Source organism: Pacificitalea manganoxidans (assembly GCF_002504165.1).
GTDB classification, from domain to species: Bacteria; Pseudomonadota; Alphaproteobacteria; order Rhodobacterales; family Rhodobacteraceae; genus Pacificitalea; species Pacificitalea manganoxidans.
On sequence record NZ_CP021406.1, the window covers coordinates 57,889 to 73,134 of the forward strand.

The 15,246-nt window shown below is 62.9% G+C and carries 18 protein-coding genes and 1 pseudogene; 11 read left to right on the plus strand and 8 right to left on the minus strand.

All coding sequences use genetic code 11. From position 1 onward, the window contains the following. Positions 1-63 precede the first annotated feature (63 nt). Positions 64-717 carry a zinc-binding dehydrogenase gene (locus tag CBW24_RS16345; protein ID WP_198405292.1) on the plus strand — a complete coding sequence of 218 codons (654 nt, stop codon included), beginning with the start codon at positions 64-66 and terminating at the stop codon, positions 715-717. A gap of 58 nt (positions 718-775) precedes the next feature. Next, the gene (locus CBW24_RS16350) at positions 776-1,081 is read left to right on the plus strand and encodes an EthD family reductase (RefSeq protein ID WP_269084727.1); all 306 of its coding nucleotides are present in this window, start codon (positions 776-778) and stop codon (positions 1,079-1,081) included. A 143-nt stretch (positions 1,082-1,224) separates the two neighbouring features. Here the strand turns inward: CBW24_RS16350 and CBW24_RS16355 are convergent, their stop codons facing one another. Next, the gene (locus CBW24_RS16355) at positions 1,225-1,788 is read right to left on the minus strand and encodes an NADPH-dependent FMN reductase (RefSeq protein ID WP_067925940.1); all 564 of its coding nucleotides are present in this window, start codon (positions 1,786-1,788) and stop codon (positions 1,225-1,227) included. 253 nt (positions 1,789-2,041) lie between these two features. Between CBW24_RS16355 and CBW24_RS16360 the strand changes: the two genes are divergently transcribed. The 5 genes from CBW24_RS16360 (at position 2,042) to CBW24_RS16380 (ending at position 6,658) form a co-directional block, all read left to right on the plus strand. Further along, complete coding sequence (locus tag CBW24_RS16360) at positions 2,042-3,307, plus strand: aromatic ring-hydroxylating oxygenase subunit alpha (protein WP_201722143.1); 1,266 nt, start codon at positions 2,042-2,044, stop codon at positions 3,305-3,307. Next, positions 3,304-3,789 carry an aromatic-ring-hydroxylating dioxygenase subunit beta gene (locus CBW24_RS16365; protein ID WP_067925943.1) on the plus strand — a complete coding sequence of 162 codons (486 nt, stop codon included), beginning with the start codon at positions 3,304-3,306 and terminating at the stop codon, positions 3,787-3,789. Before CBW24_RS16360 ends, CBW24_RS16365 begins: the two co-directional genes overlap by 4 nt. Beyond that, positions 3,789-4,760: a PdxA family dehydrogenase gene (locus CBW24_RS16370; RefSeq protein WP_067925946.1), complete on the plus strand. Its 972-nt coding sequence runs from the start codon at positions 3,789-3,791 to the stop codon at positions 4,758-4,760. Before CBW24_RS16365 ends, CBW24_RS16370 begins: the two co-directional genes overlap by 1 nt. Next, positions 4,757-5,761 (plus strand): FAD-binding oxidoreductase, encoded by a 1,005-nt coding sequence (locus tag CBW24_RS16375; RefSeq protein ID WP_067952182.1) that lies wholly within the window; start codon positions 4,757-4,759, stop codon positions 5,759-5,761. Before CBW24_RS16370 ends, CBW24_RS16375 begins: the two co-directional genes overlap by 4 nt. Before the next feature lie 102 nt (positions 5,762-5,863). Beyond that, a complete protein-coding gene (locus tag CBW24_RS16380) occupies positions 5,864-6,658 on the plus strand; it encodes an IclR family transcriptional regulator domain-containing protein (RefSeq protein WP_067925952.1) in 795 nt (264 codons plus the stop codon). Here the strand turns inward: CBW24_RS16380 and CBW24_RS16385 are convergent. From CBW24_RS16385 to CBW24_RS16415, 7 genes and pseudogenes are all read right to left on the minus strand, one after another. Further along, entirely contained in the window at positions 6,628-7,647 is a 1,020-nt protein-coding gene (locus CBW24_RS16385; RefSeq protein WP_097374437.1) for a HipA N-terminal domain-containing protein, read from the minus strand. The genes CBW24_RS16380 and CBW24_RS16385 overlap by 31 nt on opposite strands. Beyond that, positions 7,644-7,940, minus strand: a complete 297-nt coding sequence (locus CBW24_RS16390) for a type II toxin-antitoxin system RelB family anti-toxin (protein ID WP_067925955.1) — start codon at positions 7,938-7,940, stop codon at positions 7,644-7,646. The genes CBW24_RS16385 and CBW24_RS16390 overlap by 4 nt, the downstream gene beginning before the upstream one ends. A gap of 51 nt (positions 7,941-7,991) precedes the next feature. Further along, on the minus strand, positions 7,992-8,951 hold the full coding sequence (locus CBW24_RS16395; RefSeq protein WP_067925956.1) for an IS110 family RNA-guided transposase: 960 nt from the start codon (positions 8,949-8,951) through the stop codon (positions 7,992-7,994). 198 nt (positions 8,952-9,149) lie between these two features. Continuing rightward, positions 9,150-9,646 (minus strand): annotated as a pseudogene (locus CBW24_RS16400) (IS5 family transposase); the annotation flags it as partial. A gap of 21 nt (positions 9,647-9,667) precedes the next feature. After that, positions 9,668-10,360, minus strand: coding sequence for an IS66 family transposase (tnpC, locus tag CBW24_RS16405; protein WP_269779774.1), 693 nt, complete (start codon positions 10,358-10,360; stop codon positions 9,668-9,670). A gap of 14 nt (positions 10,361-10,374) precedes the next feature. After that, complete coding sequence (locus CBW24_RS16410) at positions 10,375-11,589, minus strand: IS256 family transposase (RefSeq protein WP_097374438.1); 1,215 nt, start codon at positions 11,587-11,589, stop codon at positions 10,375-10,377. A 36-nt stretch (positions 11,590-11,625) separates the two neighbouring features. After that, on the minus strand, positions 11,626-12,321 hold the full coding sequence (locus tag CBW24_RS16415) for an ATP-dependent nuclease (protein WP_097374439.1): 696 nt from the start codon (positions 12,319-12,321) through the stop codon (positions 11,626-11,628). A gap of 215 nt (positions 12,322-12,536) precedes the next feature. Here CBW24_RS16415 and CBW24_RS16420 point away from each other — a divergent pair, with 215 nt between their 5' ends. The 4 genes from CBW24_RS16420 (at position 12,537) to tnpC (CBW24_RS16435) (ending at position 15,204) form a co-directional block, all read left to right on the plus strand. Next, a complete protein-coding gene (locus CBW24_RS16420; RefSeq protein WP_097374440.1) occupies positions 12,537-12,770 on the plus strand; it encodes a transposase in 234 nt (77 codons plus the stop codon). Positions 12,771-12,824: 54 nt separating this feature from the next. Next, a complete protein-coding gene (tnpA, locus tag CBW24_RS16425) occupies positions 12,825-13,199 on the plus strand; it encodes an IS66-like element accessory protein TnpA (protein WP_067921509.1) in 375 nt (124 codons plus the stop codon). Continuing rightward, positions 13,196-13,543, plus strand: a complete 348-nt coding sequence (tnpB, locus tag CBW24_RS16430; RefSeq protein ID WP_067921507.1) for an IS66 family insertion sequence element accessory protein TnpB — start codon at positions 13,196-13,198, stop codon at positions 13,541-13,543. The genes tnpA and tnpB overlap by 4 nt, the downstream gene beginning before the upstream one ends. A gap of 62 nt (positions 13,544-13,605) precedes the next feature. Beyond that, complete coding sequence (gene tnpC / locus CBW24_RS16435) at positions 13,606-15,204, plus strand: IS66 family transposase (RefSeq protein WP_067921515.1); 1,599 nt, start codon at positions 13,606-13,608, stop codon at positions 15,202-15,204. Positions 15,205-15,246 lie beyond the last annotated feature (42 nt).

Below are 15,246 nucleotides of genomic sequence, written 5' to 3' on the forward strand. Positions count from 1 at the left end.
TACCAACCGACCGCCGATCGCTGCGTAGTTTTGCAGCGACAGTTGGCTCATCGGCGCAACGTGGTGAAGATCGACAAGGCCCTGCCGCTGGATGTGCTTGCCCCGCTGGGATGCGGCATCCAGACCGGCGTTGGCGCGGGGCTCAACGCGATCCGGCCACAGGCGGGCGACAGTTTCGTTGTGTTCGGTGCGGGGTCGGTCGGGCTGTCCTCGCTCATGGGGGCGGCGATTGCGGGCTGTACGAACATCTGCGCCGTCGATCTGGCGGAGAACCGGCTGGCGCTGGCGCGCGAGCTGGGGGCGACCCATGCCTTTCGCGGCGACGATCCCGACCTTGTCGGGAAGCTGCGCGAGGCGAGCGGGGGCGGGTATCATTGCGGTCTCGACACGACCGGCATTCCCACCGTGGTGGACACGGCCAGTCAGGCCCTGCGCAAGCGCGGCATGCTGGCGCTTGTCGCCGCCCCGGCGCCCGGCACCCGGTACAGCGTGGAGGCGCGTTACATGGTCGGGGCCGGTCTGTCCTGGCGCGGCGTGATCGAGGGTGACAGCAACCCGCCGGACTTCATCCCCGAGCTGATCGAGTATTACCGCAAGGGTCAGCTTCCGGTGGAGAAGATCATCGCGCATTACCCGTTCGAACGGATCAACAAGGCGATCCACGCCATGGAAGACGGCAGCGTGGTGAAGCCCGTGCTGCGGATGATGCAGGACTGACGCGGCCCGCGCGGCCCGTATCGGATCGGAGAGACAGGATGTCAAACGGACAAGTTTTCTGGCCGCGAAAGACGGCATTGAACGGGATGACTTCATAGCCTACTGGACGGGCATTCATGCGCCCATTGCGGCGAAACTGCCGGGGCTGGTCCATTACTCGATCTCCATCCTGGACGGGGCGCAGGCGCTGCGCTCGCCCGGCGGGCGCGAGGTGATCGGCTTTGCCACGCTTGGGTTTGCATCGGACGCGGATGTCGGGCCGGCGGTCGGTTCGCCCGAGGGCGCGGCGGCGGCGCGGGATCTGGAAAACTTTGCCGAGGAAGTGCTGCGTTTCGAGGTGCAGGACACCGTATTGATCGACTGACGTGTTCGGACAGGTTTGGCGTGGCCGGGCCGGTGCGTTTGGCACGTCGCCGGCCCGCTTCCCATTCGCAATACGAATTATGATGCCATTATAGAATCACCCGGTGTGACGAGGGACCATCGGCGATCCGGCATGGCCTTTGGTCAGGCGATCTCACCCGTCAGCCGGGCAAAGGCCCCTTCGGCCAGCTGTTTCTGGACGGCGGGCGATAGGCTTCCGTCCTGGCGGAAGATCCTTGAGGTCGAGCCGAGTTCGAATTTCTGCGAATAGACGTTTGCGCCAAGCTCCAGCAGGAACTGGTGCAGGGCCGGGTGGCCGCGCAGCGCGCCCACGCCGCCCACCGGCGCGCCGCACAGGGTGATCAGCTTGCCCTGGAACAGGTTGCCCGCGCCGTCCACGTCATGCCCGATCCAGCCAGCGGCGTTGCGGAACACCGAGGAGAACGCGCCGGTATATTCATCGGAGCTCATGAAGATGGCGTCTGCCGCGGCCACGGCTTTGCGAAGCTTCGCTGCATCGTCCAGTACGGGACCGGGCTGACCCTCGATGAAAACCGGCAGCTCATATTCGGCAAGGTTCAGCGTGACCGCCGTGAAGGCATCCGCCATGTCGCGGTCCGCAAGCGCCGCTGCGGCGCCGACCATCCGCCAGTTGGACGAGCCGACCTGGCTGCTTCCCGACATGAAGAGGACTGTCTTTTTGGGCATTTTCCGCTCCTTAAGATGATTGACGGCCAGTGACCGGCCCCTGAACGCCGCCCGCCGGCACCGGCGGATATGTCACCTTCGCAAGGGGCTTGGTGCCTTGATTTTTCATCTGCTCCTCCCCCTGTTTCCTGCATCTGCATGGCCAGTCCCTGCTTGACACAAAATTCTCAGGATTGTAAATCAAAAATCGAATAGCGGTTTTAGTTCGACATACGAACATCCGACAACTGGTTTATCGGGAGGGAGTAAACCCATGAACAATTTGGCGCCCCTTGGGGCGGATATGCCTGTTTGGGCGAAGGAAGATGAGGGTTTCCATGTCCCTTACTGGGTGTTCCAGCGCGAAGACGTTCTGGAGATGGAAAATGAGCGCCTGTTCCAGGGGGAAACCTGGAACTACATGTGTCTTGAAGCCGAACTTCAGTCGCCCGGCGATTTCGTCGCGGTCCATGTGGGGGAAACCCCGGTCATCGTGACCCGCGACCATGACGGCGAGATTTATGCGTTCGAGAACCGCTGCTCGCATCGCGGCTCGCTTCTGGCGCTGGAAGATCGCGGCAACGTCAAGGATTTCACCTGCGTCTATCATGCCTGGACCCACAGCCTGCAAGGTGACCTAGTCGGGATCGCCTTCAAGGACGGGATCGGCGGCAAAGGCGGGATGGAGAAGGATTTCTGCATGAACTCCGTTGGCCCTCGCAAGCTGCGCGTGGCCAATGTCGAAGGGCTGATCTTCGGCAGCTTCGACGAGGACGTGGACGATATCGAGGATTACCTGGGCGATGAGGTTCTTGGCCGCATCCGCCGCGTGCTGGAAGGCCGCAAGATGGTGGCTCTGGGCCGGTTCACGCAGGTGCTTCCCAACAACTGGAAGCTCTATGTTGAGAACACCAAGGACAGCTATCACGCCAGCATCCTGCACACCTTCTTCACGACCTTCGAGCTGAACCGGCTGTCGCAGAAGGGCGGAATCATTGTCAGCCCGAATGGCGGCTGCCATGTGAGCTATTCCGAGATCGACCAGGTCGCGGAAGCCGAGAAGGCGAAGAACACGATCTATTCGGACCAGAAGATCCGGTCGCAATCGGACCTGCAACTGGCCGACAAGTCGCTGCTGGCGAGCTTCAAGGAATTCGACGACGACATCACCCTGCAGATCCTCACGGTCTTTCCGGGCTTCGTCCTTCAACAGATCCAGAACTCGATCGCAGTGCGTCAGGTCCTGCCGAAAGGCACCGACGAGATGCATCTCAAATGGACCTATATCGGGTTCGAGGATGACACGACCGAACAGCGCCGCGCGCGTCTGAAACTGTCGAACCTGATCGGGCCGGGCGGGTATGTGTCGATGGAAGACGGCTGTATCGGCGGCTTCGTGCGCCGCGGCACCAAGGGCGCGTCGGACAACAATGCCGTGCTCGAAATGGGCGGGCGCAGCATCGAAGGCGGCGACGACCGCATTACGGAAGCCTCGATCCGGGGGTTCTGGGCAGAATACAGAATGAGGATGGGGCTATGAACATTCACGTACGGCAGGCCGAGGTTTCGGCCCTGATCAGCGCCGCGCAGGCCCGCTATGTCCGCGAGATCGACGATGGCGATTGCACCGCATGGCCCAACTTCTTCGTGGATGATTGCTTCTACACGATCACCAGCGCGGACAACTACGCGCAGAACCTTGAGGCGGGTCTTGTCTGGCTCGACAGCAAGGACATGCTGCGAGACCGTATCCTGTCGCTACTGGAGGCCAACGTCTATGAGCGCCACTCCTACCGGCACATGATCGGGCAGCCCTTCGTGGACGAGCTGGAAGGCGGCGAAGTGGATTCGGAAACTTCGTTTATGGTGGCCCGGATCACCCGCGAGGGGCCGACCGATCTTTTTGCCACCGGGCGCTATATCGACCGCTACCGGATCGTCGGTGACGAGGCCAAGATCGTGTCGCGCACTGTGGTGCTGGACAGCAACCAGATCGACACGCTGCTCGGTTTCCCGCTGTAATGACGGCGCAAAAGGAAAGAGTGCTGATCACCGTTGGCGATGCCAACGGGATCGGCCCGGAAGTCGCGGCCAAGGCCGCTATCGCGCTGGCCGACGATCCGACGCTGCGCCCGGTGATCGTGGGCGACCGGCATCTGGTGGAGCCGGTCGTAGCGGCGGCGGGCTTCACACTTGAGTCGTCCATGGACAAATGGGGCGCGCCCGGCCACGTCGATCTTCATGAGGTGGGCGCGCTTGACGCGGCCGATGTGACGCCCGGCACACCCACCGCCGCCAGCGGGCGGGCGACGGTCGCCTATGTCGAGCGCGCGGTGACGCTGGTCAAGGACGGCACCGGCCGCGGCATCGTGGCCTGCCCACATTCGGAAACGGCGGTCAATGCCAGCGGGCGGACATTTTCGGGCTATCCCAACCTTCTGTCCGAGCTTCTGGGCACCGGCGAGGATTCGGTTTTCCTGATGCTGATCGGCGGCGGGCTTCGGGTCGTGCATGTGACGCTGCATGAAGGCATTCACACCGCGCTCGACCGGCTGACGCCGGAACTGATCGAACGCGCCACGCTGGCCGCGCATCAGGCGCTCAGCGGTCTGGGGATCGACGCCCCGCGCATCGGGCTGTTCGGGATCAACCCCCATGCGGGCGAGGGCGGGCTTTTCGGGGATGAGGACGACCGCATCGTCACCCCCGCCATCGAACGGCTGCGCGCGCAGGGGATCGACGCGCACGGGCCGGAAGGCGCCGACGTGATGCTGGTGCGCGAAGGCTATGATGCCTTTGTCGCCATGTATCACGATCAGGGCCATATCCCGGTCAAGCTGCTGGCCGGGCGCAGTTCGGCGGCGATGTCGATCGGCTCCGGGCTGGTCTTTTCCAGTGTCGGGCACGGTGCGGCGTTCGATATTGCGGGTAAGGGTCAGGCGTCCAGCGATGCGGCGGTCGCCGCGATCAGGCTTGTCGGAGGTATTCAGTGAGTTTTCGTATAACCGTCACCGACCATGACGATATCGGCTTCGACTGCGAAGAGGACGAAACCGTCCTCGACGCGGCTGATCGCGCGGGCTACGCCATTCCCTACTCATGCCGCAAGGGCGTGTGTTCGTCCTGCGAAGGCGGAATCGCGGCGGGCGAGGCGATGGTGCGCGGGCAGGGGGTTCAGGCCGGTCCCGCCGAGGGCGTCAAGCTGTGCCAGGCCCGTCCGCTGACCGATCTTCAGATCACGCCGACCCGGATCCAGAAGGTGGAGCCGGTGGAGCGCAAGACGCTGGAGGCGAAGGTGCGAAAGATCACCCGCCCGGCGCCGGACGTGGCCGTGATCCAGTTCCGCCTGCCGATCGGGCAACGCGCGCCGTTCCGCGCCGGTCAATACCTGCGGGTGGTGATGGAGGACGGCGACAGCCGCAACTACTCCATGGCGAACCCGCCGCAGAAAAACGACGGGATCGAGCTGCATATCCGGCATGTGCCGGGCGGCAAGTTTTCGGAGCAGGTGCTGAGCAAGCTGGACAAGGGCCAGTTCCTGACCGTCGAGCTGCCTTATGGCGAGTTCTGCCTGTCTGACAACGACGATATGAACGCGGTTCTGCTGGCCACCGGCACCGGGTTTGCCCCGATAAAATCGCTGATCGAGAACCAGATCGCGCTGGGGGCCGAGCGACCGCTGAAGCTTTATTGGGGTGTCAATACCGAGGCCGATCTTTACATGGCCGATGTCGCCGCCCGCTGGGCCGCGGCGCATCCCTGGATCAGCTTCACGCCGGTCATCTCGTCGCCTTCGGACGGCTGGGACGGGCGCACCGGGTTCGTCCACCGCGCGGTGCTGGAGGACATTCCCGACATGAGCAATGTCGAGGTCTATGCCTGCGGTGCGCCGGTGATGATCGACGCGGCGCGCTCGGAATTCGAGGCCGAGGCCGGGCTAGCCAAAGATCGCTTTTTCAGCGATGCCTTCGTGGCGTCGGGCGACGAGGAATAAGTCTGCTTTCGGGCCCGTCCCGCTTTCTGGACTTATTCCGGTCCCCGTGGCACGGTGCGGCCTCGACGGGGTTCTCAAGCGCCGGAGAAGGGTGGAGCTCGGATGACGGGGACAACGGAAAAAGACGGGGGCACGGCGACGAAATCGCGCGCGCCCGAGGGGATGGCGGGGCTGGCCAAGGGCCTGGCCATCATCGAATTGTTCGGGGAAGAGTACCCGGCTGTCACCGTTTCGTCCGCCGCCGATGAAACCGGCATTTCGCGGGCCAGCGCGCGGCGCTGCCTGCTGACCCTGACAGATCTGGGTTATCTGACCAAGAACGGCCCGCGTTTCATGCCGACCCCGCGCATGTTGCGGCTGGGCCTGTCCTATACAGGCGCGATTCCGCTGCCCCAGCTTGCCCAGCATCAGCTTGACGCGGCGCGCGAGGAACTGGGGGAATCCGTCTCGCTGTCGATCCTGGAGGATGGCCGGTCAACCTTTGTCGCGCGGGCCGAGGCGGCGCGGCTGGTCTCCACCGCGATCCGTCTGGGCACCCGGCTGCCCGCCTATGCGGCGGCCACGGGGCGTATCCTGCTGTCGGCCTATGACGACGAGGCGCTGGATGCCTATCTCGACGCGGCGGAGCCGGTGGCCATGACCAAGCATACGGTTACGGACAAGGCGAAGCTGAAAGAGATCATCCGCGCCGCCGGCCGTGACAAGGTGGCCTTCACCGACGAGGAGCTGGAACTGGGCATGGTCAGCATGGCCATTCCGGTCTTCGACCCGGACGGCAAACTGATCGCCTCGATGAGCGTGAGCGCGGCGCGGCCGCGCGTCACCGTCAAGGACATGCGCGAGCACATGCTGCCCATCCTGCGCATCTATGCCGAGGCGCTGTCGCGGTCCCTTTGAACGGTGCCGGCGGGCAAGGCTGCCCGCGTCAGGTCAGCATCATCGTGGTGGTCTGAAGGTTCTTCGCGAATGTTGAATATTACCTGATCCAGGAGAGCAAGGGCACTGCGAGGGCCCAGTCGTCGGCCGGTCTCGAGGATCTGGCGCAGCGACAGGCCGGGTCGAGTTCCATGCTCGTACTTTTGGCCAGGTGGCAGGCTGTTCGCCTGAGCGAAGTCCTCCTGGTGGATGCGCTGAATGCCCCCAGAGCGCGTGAGGCAACGGTCAGAACACAACACGCAGATCGCCGCGCGGCGCGGCGTGGTGATCCTCCCGCACTCTGCCGCCGGTAGTCCGATGGCAGCCGCCAGGCGCAGGCAGTAGGCCTCATTCACCGTGCTGCCGGGACGGCGCGGGCTCTCGGGTTTGAGGATGACAGTGGAGGGGGCACCGAACCGCGGGATGGCGAGCTGATCCCCCTTCCTCGGCAAGCGTAACACCGGGGTGCCCTCCGCATCGAGAACCGCCAGTGCCGTTTTCGTCTGACCACCGGCGAGAGACAGCCTGACACCCTCTTCCCCGGCAAGGAAAGGCCGCTTCTCCACATCCTCGAAGTGTTGCTCCAGGACCTCCGCCGGATCCTCGGTCTCATAGTATTCCGTCAGCGGCGTGTGGCGCCAAGCAGCAGGTGCATTCGGTTCTGCGAAGGACAGGGCGCCAGCCGTATCGCCACCGATGTCTGTCAGAAGGCCGAGAGCCTCCGTAGGCGAGCGCCCCAAGGATCGACTCAGCTTCTCGAGCTGCTCGCCTTCGGGCAGGAGGTTGGCGAGCCATGGCGTGATGAGGTTCGCGAGATACTCCGCGGGCCCGAGCGGCATGCTGAGTGAGAGCGGAAAAGCGCCCGGCGCGGCTTGCCAGGCAGCGTCATAGGAAAAGCTCAGGTCGCCTTGCCTGCTCACCCGGATGCGGCCCACCCGAAAACTGGCGAAGTAGACATAAACGGCTCTCATTCGAACTCGCTCAGATCATAGCCACGGTCCATGCCCGTTCCCTGGTCACCGCCGGGCTCGGGCGGGCCGCCAAAGAAGGCAGAAAGCTCCACGTTCAAGGACCGTGCAATCTTCGCAAGTGTGCTCAGCCTGACGTCGCGCTTGCCGGTTTCAATCAACGAGAGGGCGCCTGCCGAGATGCCCGACAGTCGTGCGAGCTCCTGCAGGGTCAGGCTGGAGGCGACCCGCTGGCTGCGGATCGCAGCCCCGACCGGGGCGAGTACGTCTCTGTTTCCTTCCAAACTCATGACCATCACAAATTTTACCGAATACGATAATTATCCGTTATCTAGCAACTGTATCTTTCAGGGGTGTCTGTGCTCCCATTCCCGTCGGCTTTTGCACAGAGCATTGGCGATGATGACGAGCTTGCGCGCGACGGCCGTGACGATGACCTTGTGTGGTTTCCCGGCTTTACGGAGCCGATCAGCGAACGCTTTGAGTGTCGGGTTATGATGCGAGGCGACCAGCGCTGCCTGGAACATGACATGTCGTAGGGCGCGTCTACCACCGGCGATTGCGCGCTTGCCACGCAACGTTCCGCTGTCCTGCGCCACTGGTGCCAAACCGGTCAGGGCCGCAGCTTCTTCGCCGGTGAGAGCGCCGAGTTCGGGAAGTTCGGTGATCAGCGTTGAGCTGGCGACTGGTCCGATGCCGGGAACGGAACGAAGGATCCGCGCGGTGCCCGCGAGATGCCTGTAGCGCCCCAAAAGCTCTGAAATTCTGCTTTCCAACTCGGTGATCGCAACATCCAACCTCTCCTTCAACTCCACATCGATATCCTCGAACAGCTCTGCCGTTCCCGATTTCCGATGCGCCCGGATCTGCGCCAGAAGCCGCTTTCGCATCTCGACCACCTGTGCCCGTCTGGTGGTCAAGGCCCTGAGAAGACGTAGATGTTCGGCGGGAAGTGTTCGTCCTGCCTCGGGTCTGAAGACCAAGAAGCGCGCTATGAGTTCGGCATCGATCCTGTCGGTCTTTGCTCGGGTTCCAAGGCTGCGCGCGAAGGCCTTGACCTGGGCCGGCGGCACTTGGCGGGCCTCGACGCCTGCATCCTGAAGATAGGACCAGAGCCGCCATTCCTGCCCACCCGTCGCTTCGAAACAGACGACGGCTCTCTGGTCGTGAGCGAGATCGGACACCGCGACATGGCCATTATCGGTATTGGGGATGCGATGACGCTGACCGTCCGGAAGGCAGTGAATATCGAGCCAGTCTCGGCTCACATCTATCCCGATGATCCGACCGTGTGTTACCTTCTCCATGCTCTCCTCCTTCTGATACGCGGTCCCACGAGGGCCGCTGGCAACTGTTCGAGACAATGAAGGAGAGGCGGTGCCGACAGGCTAAGAAGCGTGGCCATGCCACAAGGGTCAGACGTCGCGCACCACCCCGTCACGGGTCCTCGCCGGGACACGTGACGGGGTCACGCTAGCAGATCTACGATACAGAAGGGTCAGGATTCATAACCAGTAAATGACGAGAGCTGCGAGGGCGATGGCTGAGAGGAACACCTTGGGGCATCGGTCATAGCGGGTCGCGACGCGCCTCCAGTCCTTGAGCCTGCCGAACATGATCTCGATGCGGTTGCGCCGCTTGTATCTCCGCTTGTCATATTTGACCGGCGTCTTGCGTTTCTTCCGGCCTGGGATGCAGGCGCGTATCCCCTTGTTCTGCAACGCTTCTCTGAACCAGTCAGCGTCATAGCCACGATCCCCGAGTAGCCATTTGACGTTTGGTAGGCGACTGAGCAGCGCCCGTGCGCCGATATAATCGCTGACCTGTCCAGCGGTGACGAACAGGTCGATCGGTCGTCCCTGACTGTCGCAGATGGCGTGCAGCTTGGTGTTCATACCGCCTTTGGTTCGACCAATCAGGCGACCACGCCCCCCTTTTTGGCGGCCATGCTGGTCGCCGTTCGGTGGGCCTTGAGGTATGTCGCGTCGATCATCAGTAAGCGCTGTCTGCGCCCCACGCGGGATCAGCTTGACGTGGTGAAGTTCCAGGGCATCAGCTCGTCGATCCTGCTGGCGGGGTGACCGGCGGTGATCGCTTCGAGGGTCGCCTTGAGGTAGGCGAAGGGCTCCACGCCGTTGATCTTCGCGGTGGCGATCAGGGAGGCGATGCGGGCCCAGGTGCGGCCGCCCTCGTCGTGGCCGGCGAAGAGTGCGTTCTTTCTTGTCAGGGCGATCGGGCGGATCAGGTTTTCGACGGCGTTGGAGTCCATCTCGACGCGGCCGTCGTGGAGGCAGGTCTGCAGGCCGCCCCACTGGCGGTGGATGTAGGTCAGTTTCTCGCCGAGGCGCGACTTAACCGAGATACGCAGACGCTGTGCCTGCAGCCAATCACCGAACTCGGCCACGAGGGGCGCGCTGCGGGCCTGACGGGCCGACAGACGTTGGCCCGGGCCCATGCCCCGGATCTCGACCTCGATGCGGTAGAGCTCAGCGATCCGGCGCAGGCCCTCGGCGGCGATTTCCGAGCCGTCGCGGTCGAAGACCTCCTTCAGCTTGCGCCGCGCATGCGCCCAGCAGTGGGCCACCGTGATCGGCGCGCCGCCCTTGCGGGAGGGGCGCGTCAGTCGATCGTAACCGGTATAGCCATCCAGTTGCAGGATGCCGTCGAAGCCCTGCAGGGGGAGTGTCATGAACTCTGTGTATCTTTCCCGGCCCATGCGGTTTCAGATACTCAAGCGTCGAAGCGCTCGCCGAACATTATGGCGAACTGGTTGCGGGCTGCAAACCATTCCCGAACATTTCTGCCATCCTTTTCGAACTTGCGGATTGCGAGATAGATCAGCTTGGTCGCGGCCTCGTCGGTCGGGAATGAACCGCGCGTCTTGATCGATTTTCGGATCACGCGGTTCAAGCTTTCTATGGCATTGGTCGTGTAGATGATCTTGCGGATCGCCGGATCGAAGCCGAAGAATGGGATCACCTCGGCCCATGCCCTGCGCCAGGCCGGAGCGATGGAGGCGTATTTCCCGGCCCATTTCTCCTCGAAGGCATCGAGCTCAGCTTCGGCCATCTCGGTGCTCGGGGCGCTGTAAATCCGGCGCAAGTCGGCCGCCACGATCTTGCGGTCCTTCCAGGAACAAAAGTTCAGAGAATGGCGCACCAGATGCACGATGCAGGTCTGAACCATGGCCTCCGGGAAGGCGGCGGTGATCGCCTCCGGAAAACCCTTGAGACCGTCCACGACGGTGATCAGGATGTCCTGCAGCCCCCGGTTCTTCAGTTCGTTCATCACCGAGAGCCAGAATTTGGCACCTTCGTTCTCGGCGATCCACAGGCCCAGAACCTCACGGCTCCCATCGTGGGTGACGCCGAGGGCGACGTAGACGGCCTTGTTCTTGACCGTCCGGCTGTCGGCATCCCGGATCTTCACACGTAGCGCGTCGAAAAGCACGATGGGATACATCCGATCCAGCGCGCGGCTCTGCCATTCCCGAACCTCGTCCAGCACCGCGTCGGTGACCCGACTGATCAGGTCGGGCGACACCCTCAGACCGTAGAGGTCGAGCAGATGCGCCTGGATGTCCCGCACCGTCAGACCGGCGGCGTAGAGCCCGATGATCTTGTCATCCATACCGTCGATCCGGGTCTGGCCCTTCTTCACCAGTTCCGGCTCGAAGCTGCTGTCGCGGTCACGGGAGATCGCTACCGGCAATTCCCCGTCCTGCCCCTTCAGCACTTTCGTCGATGTGCCGTTGCGGCGGTTGGGTTGGCTCGGCGGCGCGCTTTCGCCCTCTTCATAGCCAAGATGCGCGGTCAGTTCAGCACCCAGCATCCGTTCCATGAGCTTGATCTTCAGCTCTTTCATCAGCCCGGCATCGCCGAGCAGGTCCTCAGGGCGATCAACGCCCTTAAGCAGTTCGTCCAGGATTTCTTTCGAGATGGTCATGCATGCTTCCTTTTGGTGAAGCATGAACCGGATCAATCATACACAAAAGGTCGGACACTCTCTGAATTCTGTGGGTTCTTCGCGCTCAAATTGCTTCTGGATCAACTTGGCTCCGCGCTCAGTCGTCTTGGATAGGCGATCCGACCATCTCGCAGCCCGCCACAAACGCCCCTTGAGCAAATCAGTGACACGATCCGCCGGATTGCGGGTTGCCGGCACATAAACAAGTTGGATGGTGCCACGATCGACGGCAGCGACCCTTTGGCACTCATCCCAATCGTAAGCATCACCGAGCGTACCGATCCAGCGAATGTCCTCTTCCACTGTCCCGTCGGGCGTTCCATCATCCGTCCAGATTGCCTGCAAGCGTATGCGCGCTTTGAGCGGTTCACCGGGACCGGTTGCCGCCATATGGTTGAAGAAATCCGGCACGGCGTCGGCCGCTGCATCCTCATCAAGACCGTCTAGCTCTGGAAAAGAGAGGATACACTCGATCGACAGCACTGCTCCAGAAACGAGTTCGGTTTGGTCAGGCTTAAGATGAAAATCGCGTGTCTGGATCTGTCTTTCTGCACTTGAGACACCAAAAAGCCGTGCTAACGCCTGGAGCGCCGCCGTTTTTCCGGCTCCATTTCCGCCAACCAATGCCGTAACCCCGTTTTCAAACCTGAGAGTTTCAGTCTCTGCGCCGAAGCATCGAAAATTCTGTATACTAAGTGTGTCAATCTTCATGCGAATTCCCTGGCGTTCTATTTCTTCAAATCGGTTTTCCGCGAATCCTCAACGGCCCAAGATGATCTAAATGTATTTGCGATAGTCGCTACTTACTCTTTGGCCCGCAGGAACATAGTAACCGCCCGATTGAAACCGCCTGCCTGACTGGGGCTCTCTGATCTAAGACACGTGCATAACTGCGTCGTTATCGACGTGTCTTATTTGGAGGGGCCATGCTGGGCGAAGTTCTGGGCGTTGAGCGGCGCCGTCGATGGAGCGATGACGAGAAGCTCGAGATCCTCTCGGAGGTCGGCATGGGCGGTGCGACGGTGACGCAGGTCGCGCAGCGCCACGAACTCACCCGGTCGCAGATCTATGGGTGGCGTCGGGATCTGAAGAAGAAAGGGCTATGGTCGCCGGATCGTAACCGCTCGATTGAAACCGCCTGCCTGACTGGGGCTCTCTGATCTAAGACACGTGCATAACTGCGTCGTTATCGACGTGTCTTATTTGGAGGGGCCATGCTGGGCGAAGTTCTGGGCGTTGAGCGGCGCCGTCGATGGAGCGATGACGAGAAGCTCGAGATCCTCTCGGAGGTCGGCATGGGCGGTGCGACGGTGACGCAGGTCGCGCAGCGCCACGAACTCACCCGGTCGCAGATCTATGGGTGGCGTCGGGATCTGAAGAAGAAAGGGCTATGGTCGCCGGATCGCGGAACTGTCTTCCTTCCGGTAGACTTCGATGCGACCCCGGAACCTGCCTGCGCCTCCGTATCCGCCCCCTCGCGGCCGGTCCTGATCGAATTGCGGCTGAGAAATGGGCGGTGCCTGAGGTTTGACAGCAGCATGGATGGTGACGCGCTGACCCGGCTGATCCGGGCGGTGGAGGCGGCATGATCGGGCCCGGAACAGGGGTGCGGGTCTATCTGGCCTGCGGCGTCACTGACATGAGGAAGGGCATCGCCGGCCTTTCCGCCATCGCACAGGATGTCCTGCATCAGAAGCCTGCAAGCGGCGCGGTCTTCGCGTTCCGAGGGCGCCGGGGCGATCGCCTGAAGCTGCTCTACTGGGATGGCCAAGGTTTCTGCCTCTACTACAAGGTGCTTGAGCGCGGCCGCTTTCCTTGGCCTGGTGCCGAGGGTGGCGCTGCCCGGCTCACCTCCGCGCAGCTGGCGATGCTCTGGGAAGGCATCGATTGGCGGCGTCCGGATTGGGGCGCGCCGCCGGCCCGCGTCGGGTAGTTTGTCCTGCTCAAGGCCCTTGTTTCATTGGTCATTCCGAATGCCGCATGGTATCTGTCGGCATGTCCGAAGGCGTCGACATTTTCTCCGATGACCCCGCCGTTCTGAAAGCGATGATTGCCGCGCTTCAGGCGGAGAATGCGCGCATGTCGGCCACACTCCAAGCCCATGAACAGCTGGTTCAAGCCCTGCGCCTACGGATCGCCAGGCTTCAGAAACAGGCCTTCGGCAAGTCCTCGGAGAAGATCGAACGGGAGATCGCCCAACTCGAACTGGCGCTGGAAGACCTGCTGGTCGCGGCCGCCGAGCAGCGCAATGAGCCGGTCGACGAAGATGACGGGGAGCCTCTGGCCGCTGATCCCGGGACCGCCGAACTGCGCCCCCGTCGCAGGCCACGGGTGTCCCCCGCCACACTTCGCGAACGTCGCGAGCTCGACCCCGGCGCCTGCTGTCCCGATTGCGGCGGCGACCTCCGCGTGGTCGGCGAGGATGTGAGCGAGTTGCTCGATATGGTCGCGGCGCAGATGAAGGTGATCCAGATCGCGCGGCTAAAGAAATCCTGCCGCCGGTGCGAGAAGATGGTGCAGCCTGCCGCCCCGAGCCGTCCGATCCCCGGCAGCATGGCCGGGCCCGGTCTGCTGGCGCATGTTCTGGTCTCCAAGTTCGATGACCACCTGCCGCTCTATCGCCTGAACGAGATCTACGCCCGCATGGGTGCGGACGTGCCAGACAGCACGCTACTGGACTGGTGTGGCCGGGCCATGAAGGTGCTCGCGCCGATCATCGACCGGATCGAGGCCGAGGTCATGGCCGCGCCGATCCTGCACGCCGACGACACGCCGATCCGCGTCCTGGACCGGTCCCGCCGCGACCGTGGCTTGGGCAAGGGGGTCAAGCAGGGACGGATCTGGGCCTATGTCTCGGACCAGAGACCCTGGGCCGGCACGGCCCCGCCCGGCGTGGTCTACCGCTTCTCACCGGACCGTAAAGGCGAGCACCCCCGGCAGCACCTCCAAGGCAGTGGCGGCATCCTTCAAGCGGATGCCTATGCGGGCTTCGGCCAGCTCTACGAGCGACGCGCGGACGGCAGCAGGCAGTTCCGCGAGGCCGCCTGTTGGGCACACCTGCGGCGCGACTTCCACGACGTCTGGGAGACCACGAAGTCCGAGATCGCGCGGGAGGCACTCGACCGGATTGGGAAGCTTTACGACGTCGAGCGAGTGATCGCTGGCCAGTCCGCCGAAATGCGCAAGGCCGCGCGGCAGCGGCATTCCAAACCCATGGTCGACACCTTCAAGGCGTGGGCCGAAGCCCAGTTGCTTCGTATTCCCGGCAAGGGCAACCTCGCCAAGGCGTTCCGCTACGGGCTGTCCCGCTGGCCGTCCTTCGAGCTGTTCCTCGAGGATGGACGCACCGGCATCGACAACAACCCCGCCGAGCGCGCCATGCGCCCAATCGGCATCGGAAGGAAGAACTGGCTCTTTGCCGGCTCGGACCGCGGCGGAGAAACCCTTGCCCGCGCCATGACACTCATCGAGACCGCGAAGATGAATGGGCTGGACCCGCAGGCTTGGCTCGCCGATCTGCTCGAGCGCATCCACGATCACAAGATCAATCGGCTCGGCGAACTGCTCCCGTGGAACTGGGCGCCCGACGCCTAAACCGCGGTATCAATCGGGCGGTTACGTTCTGGCTCCGGAAAG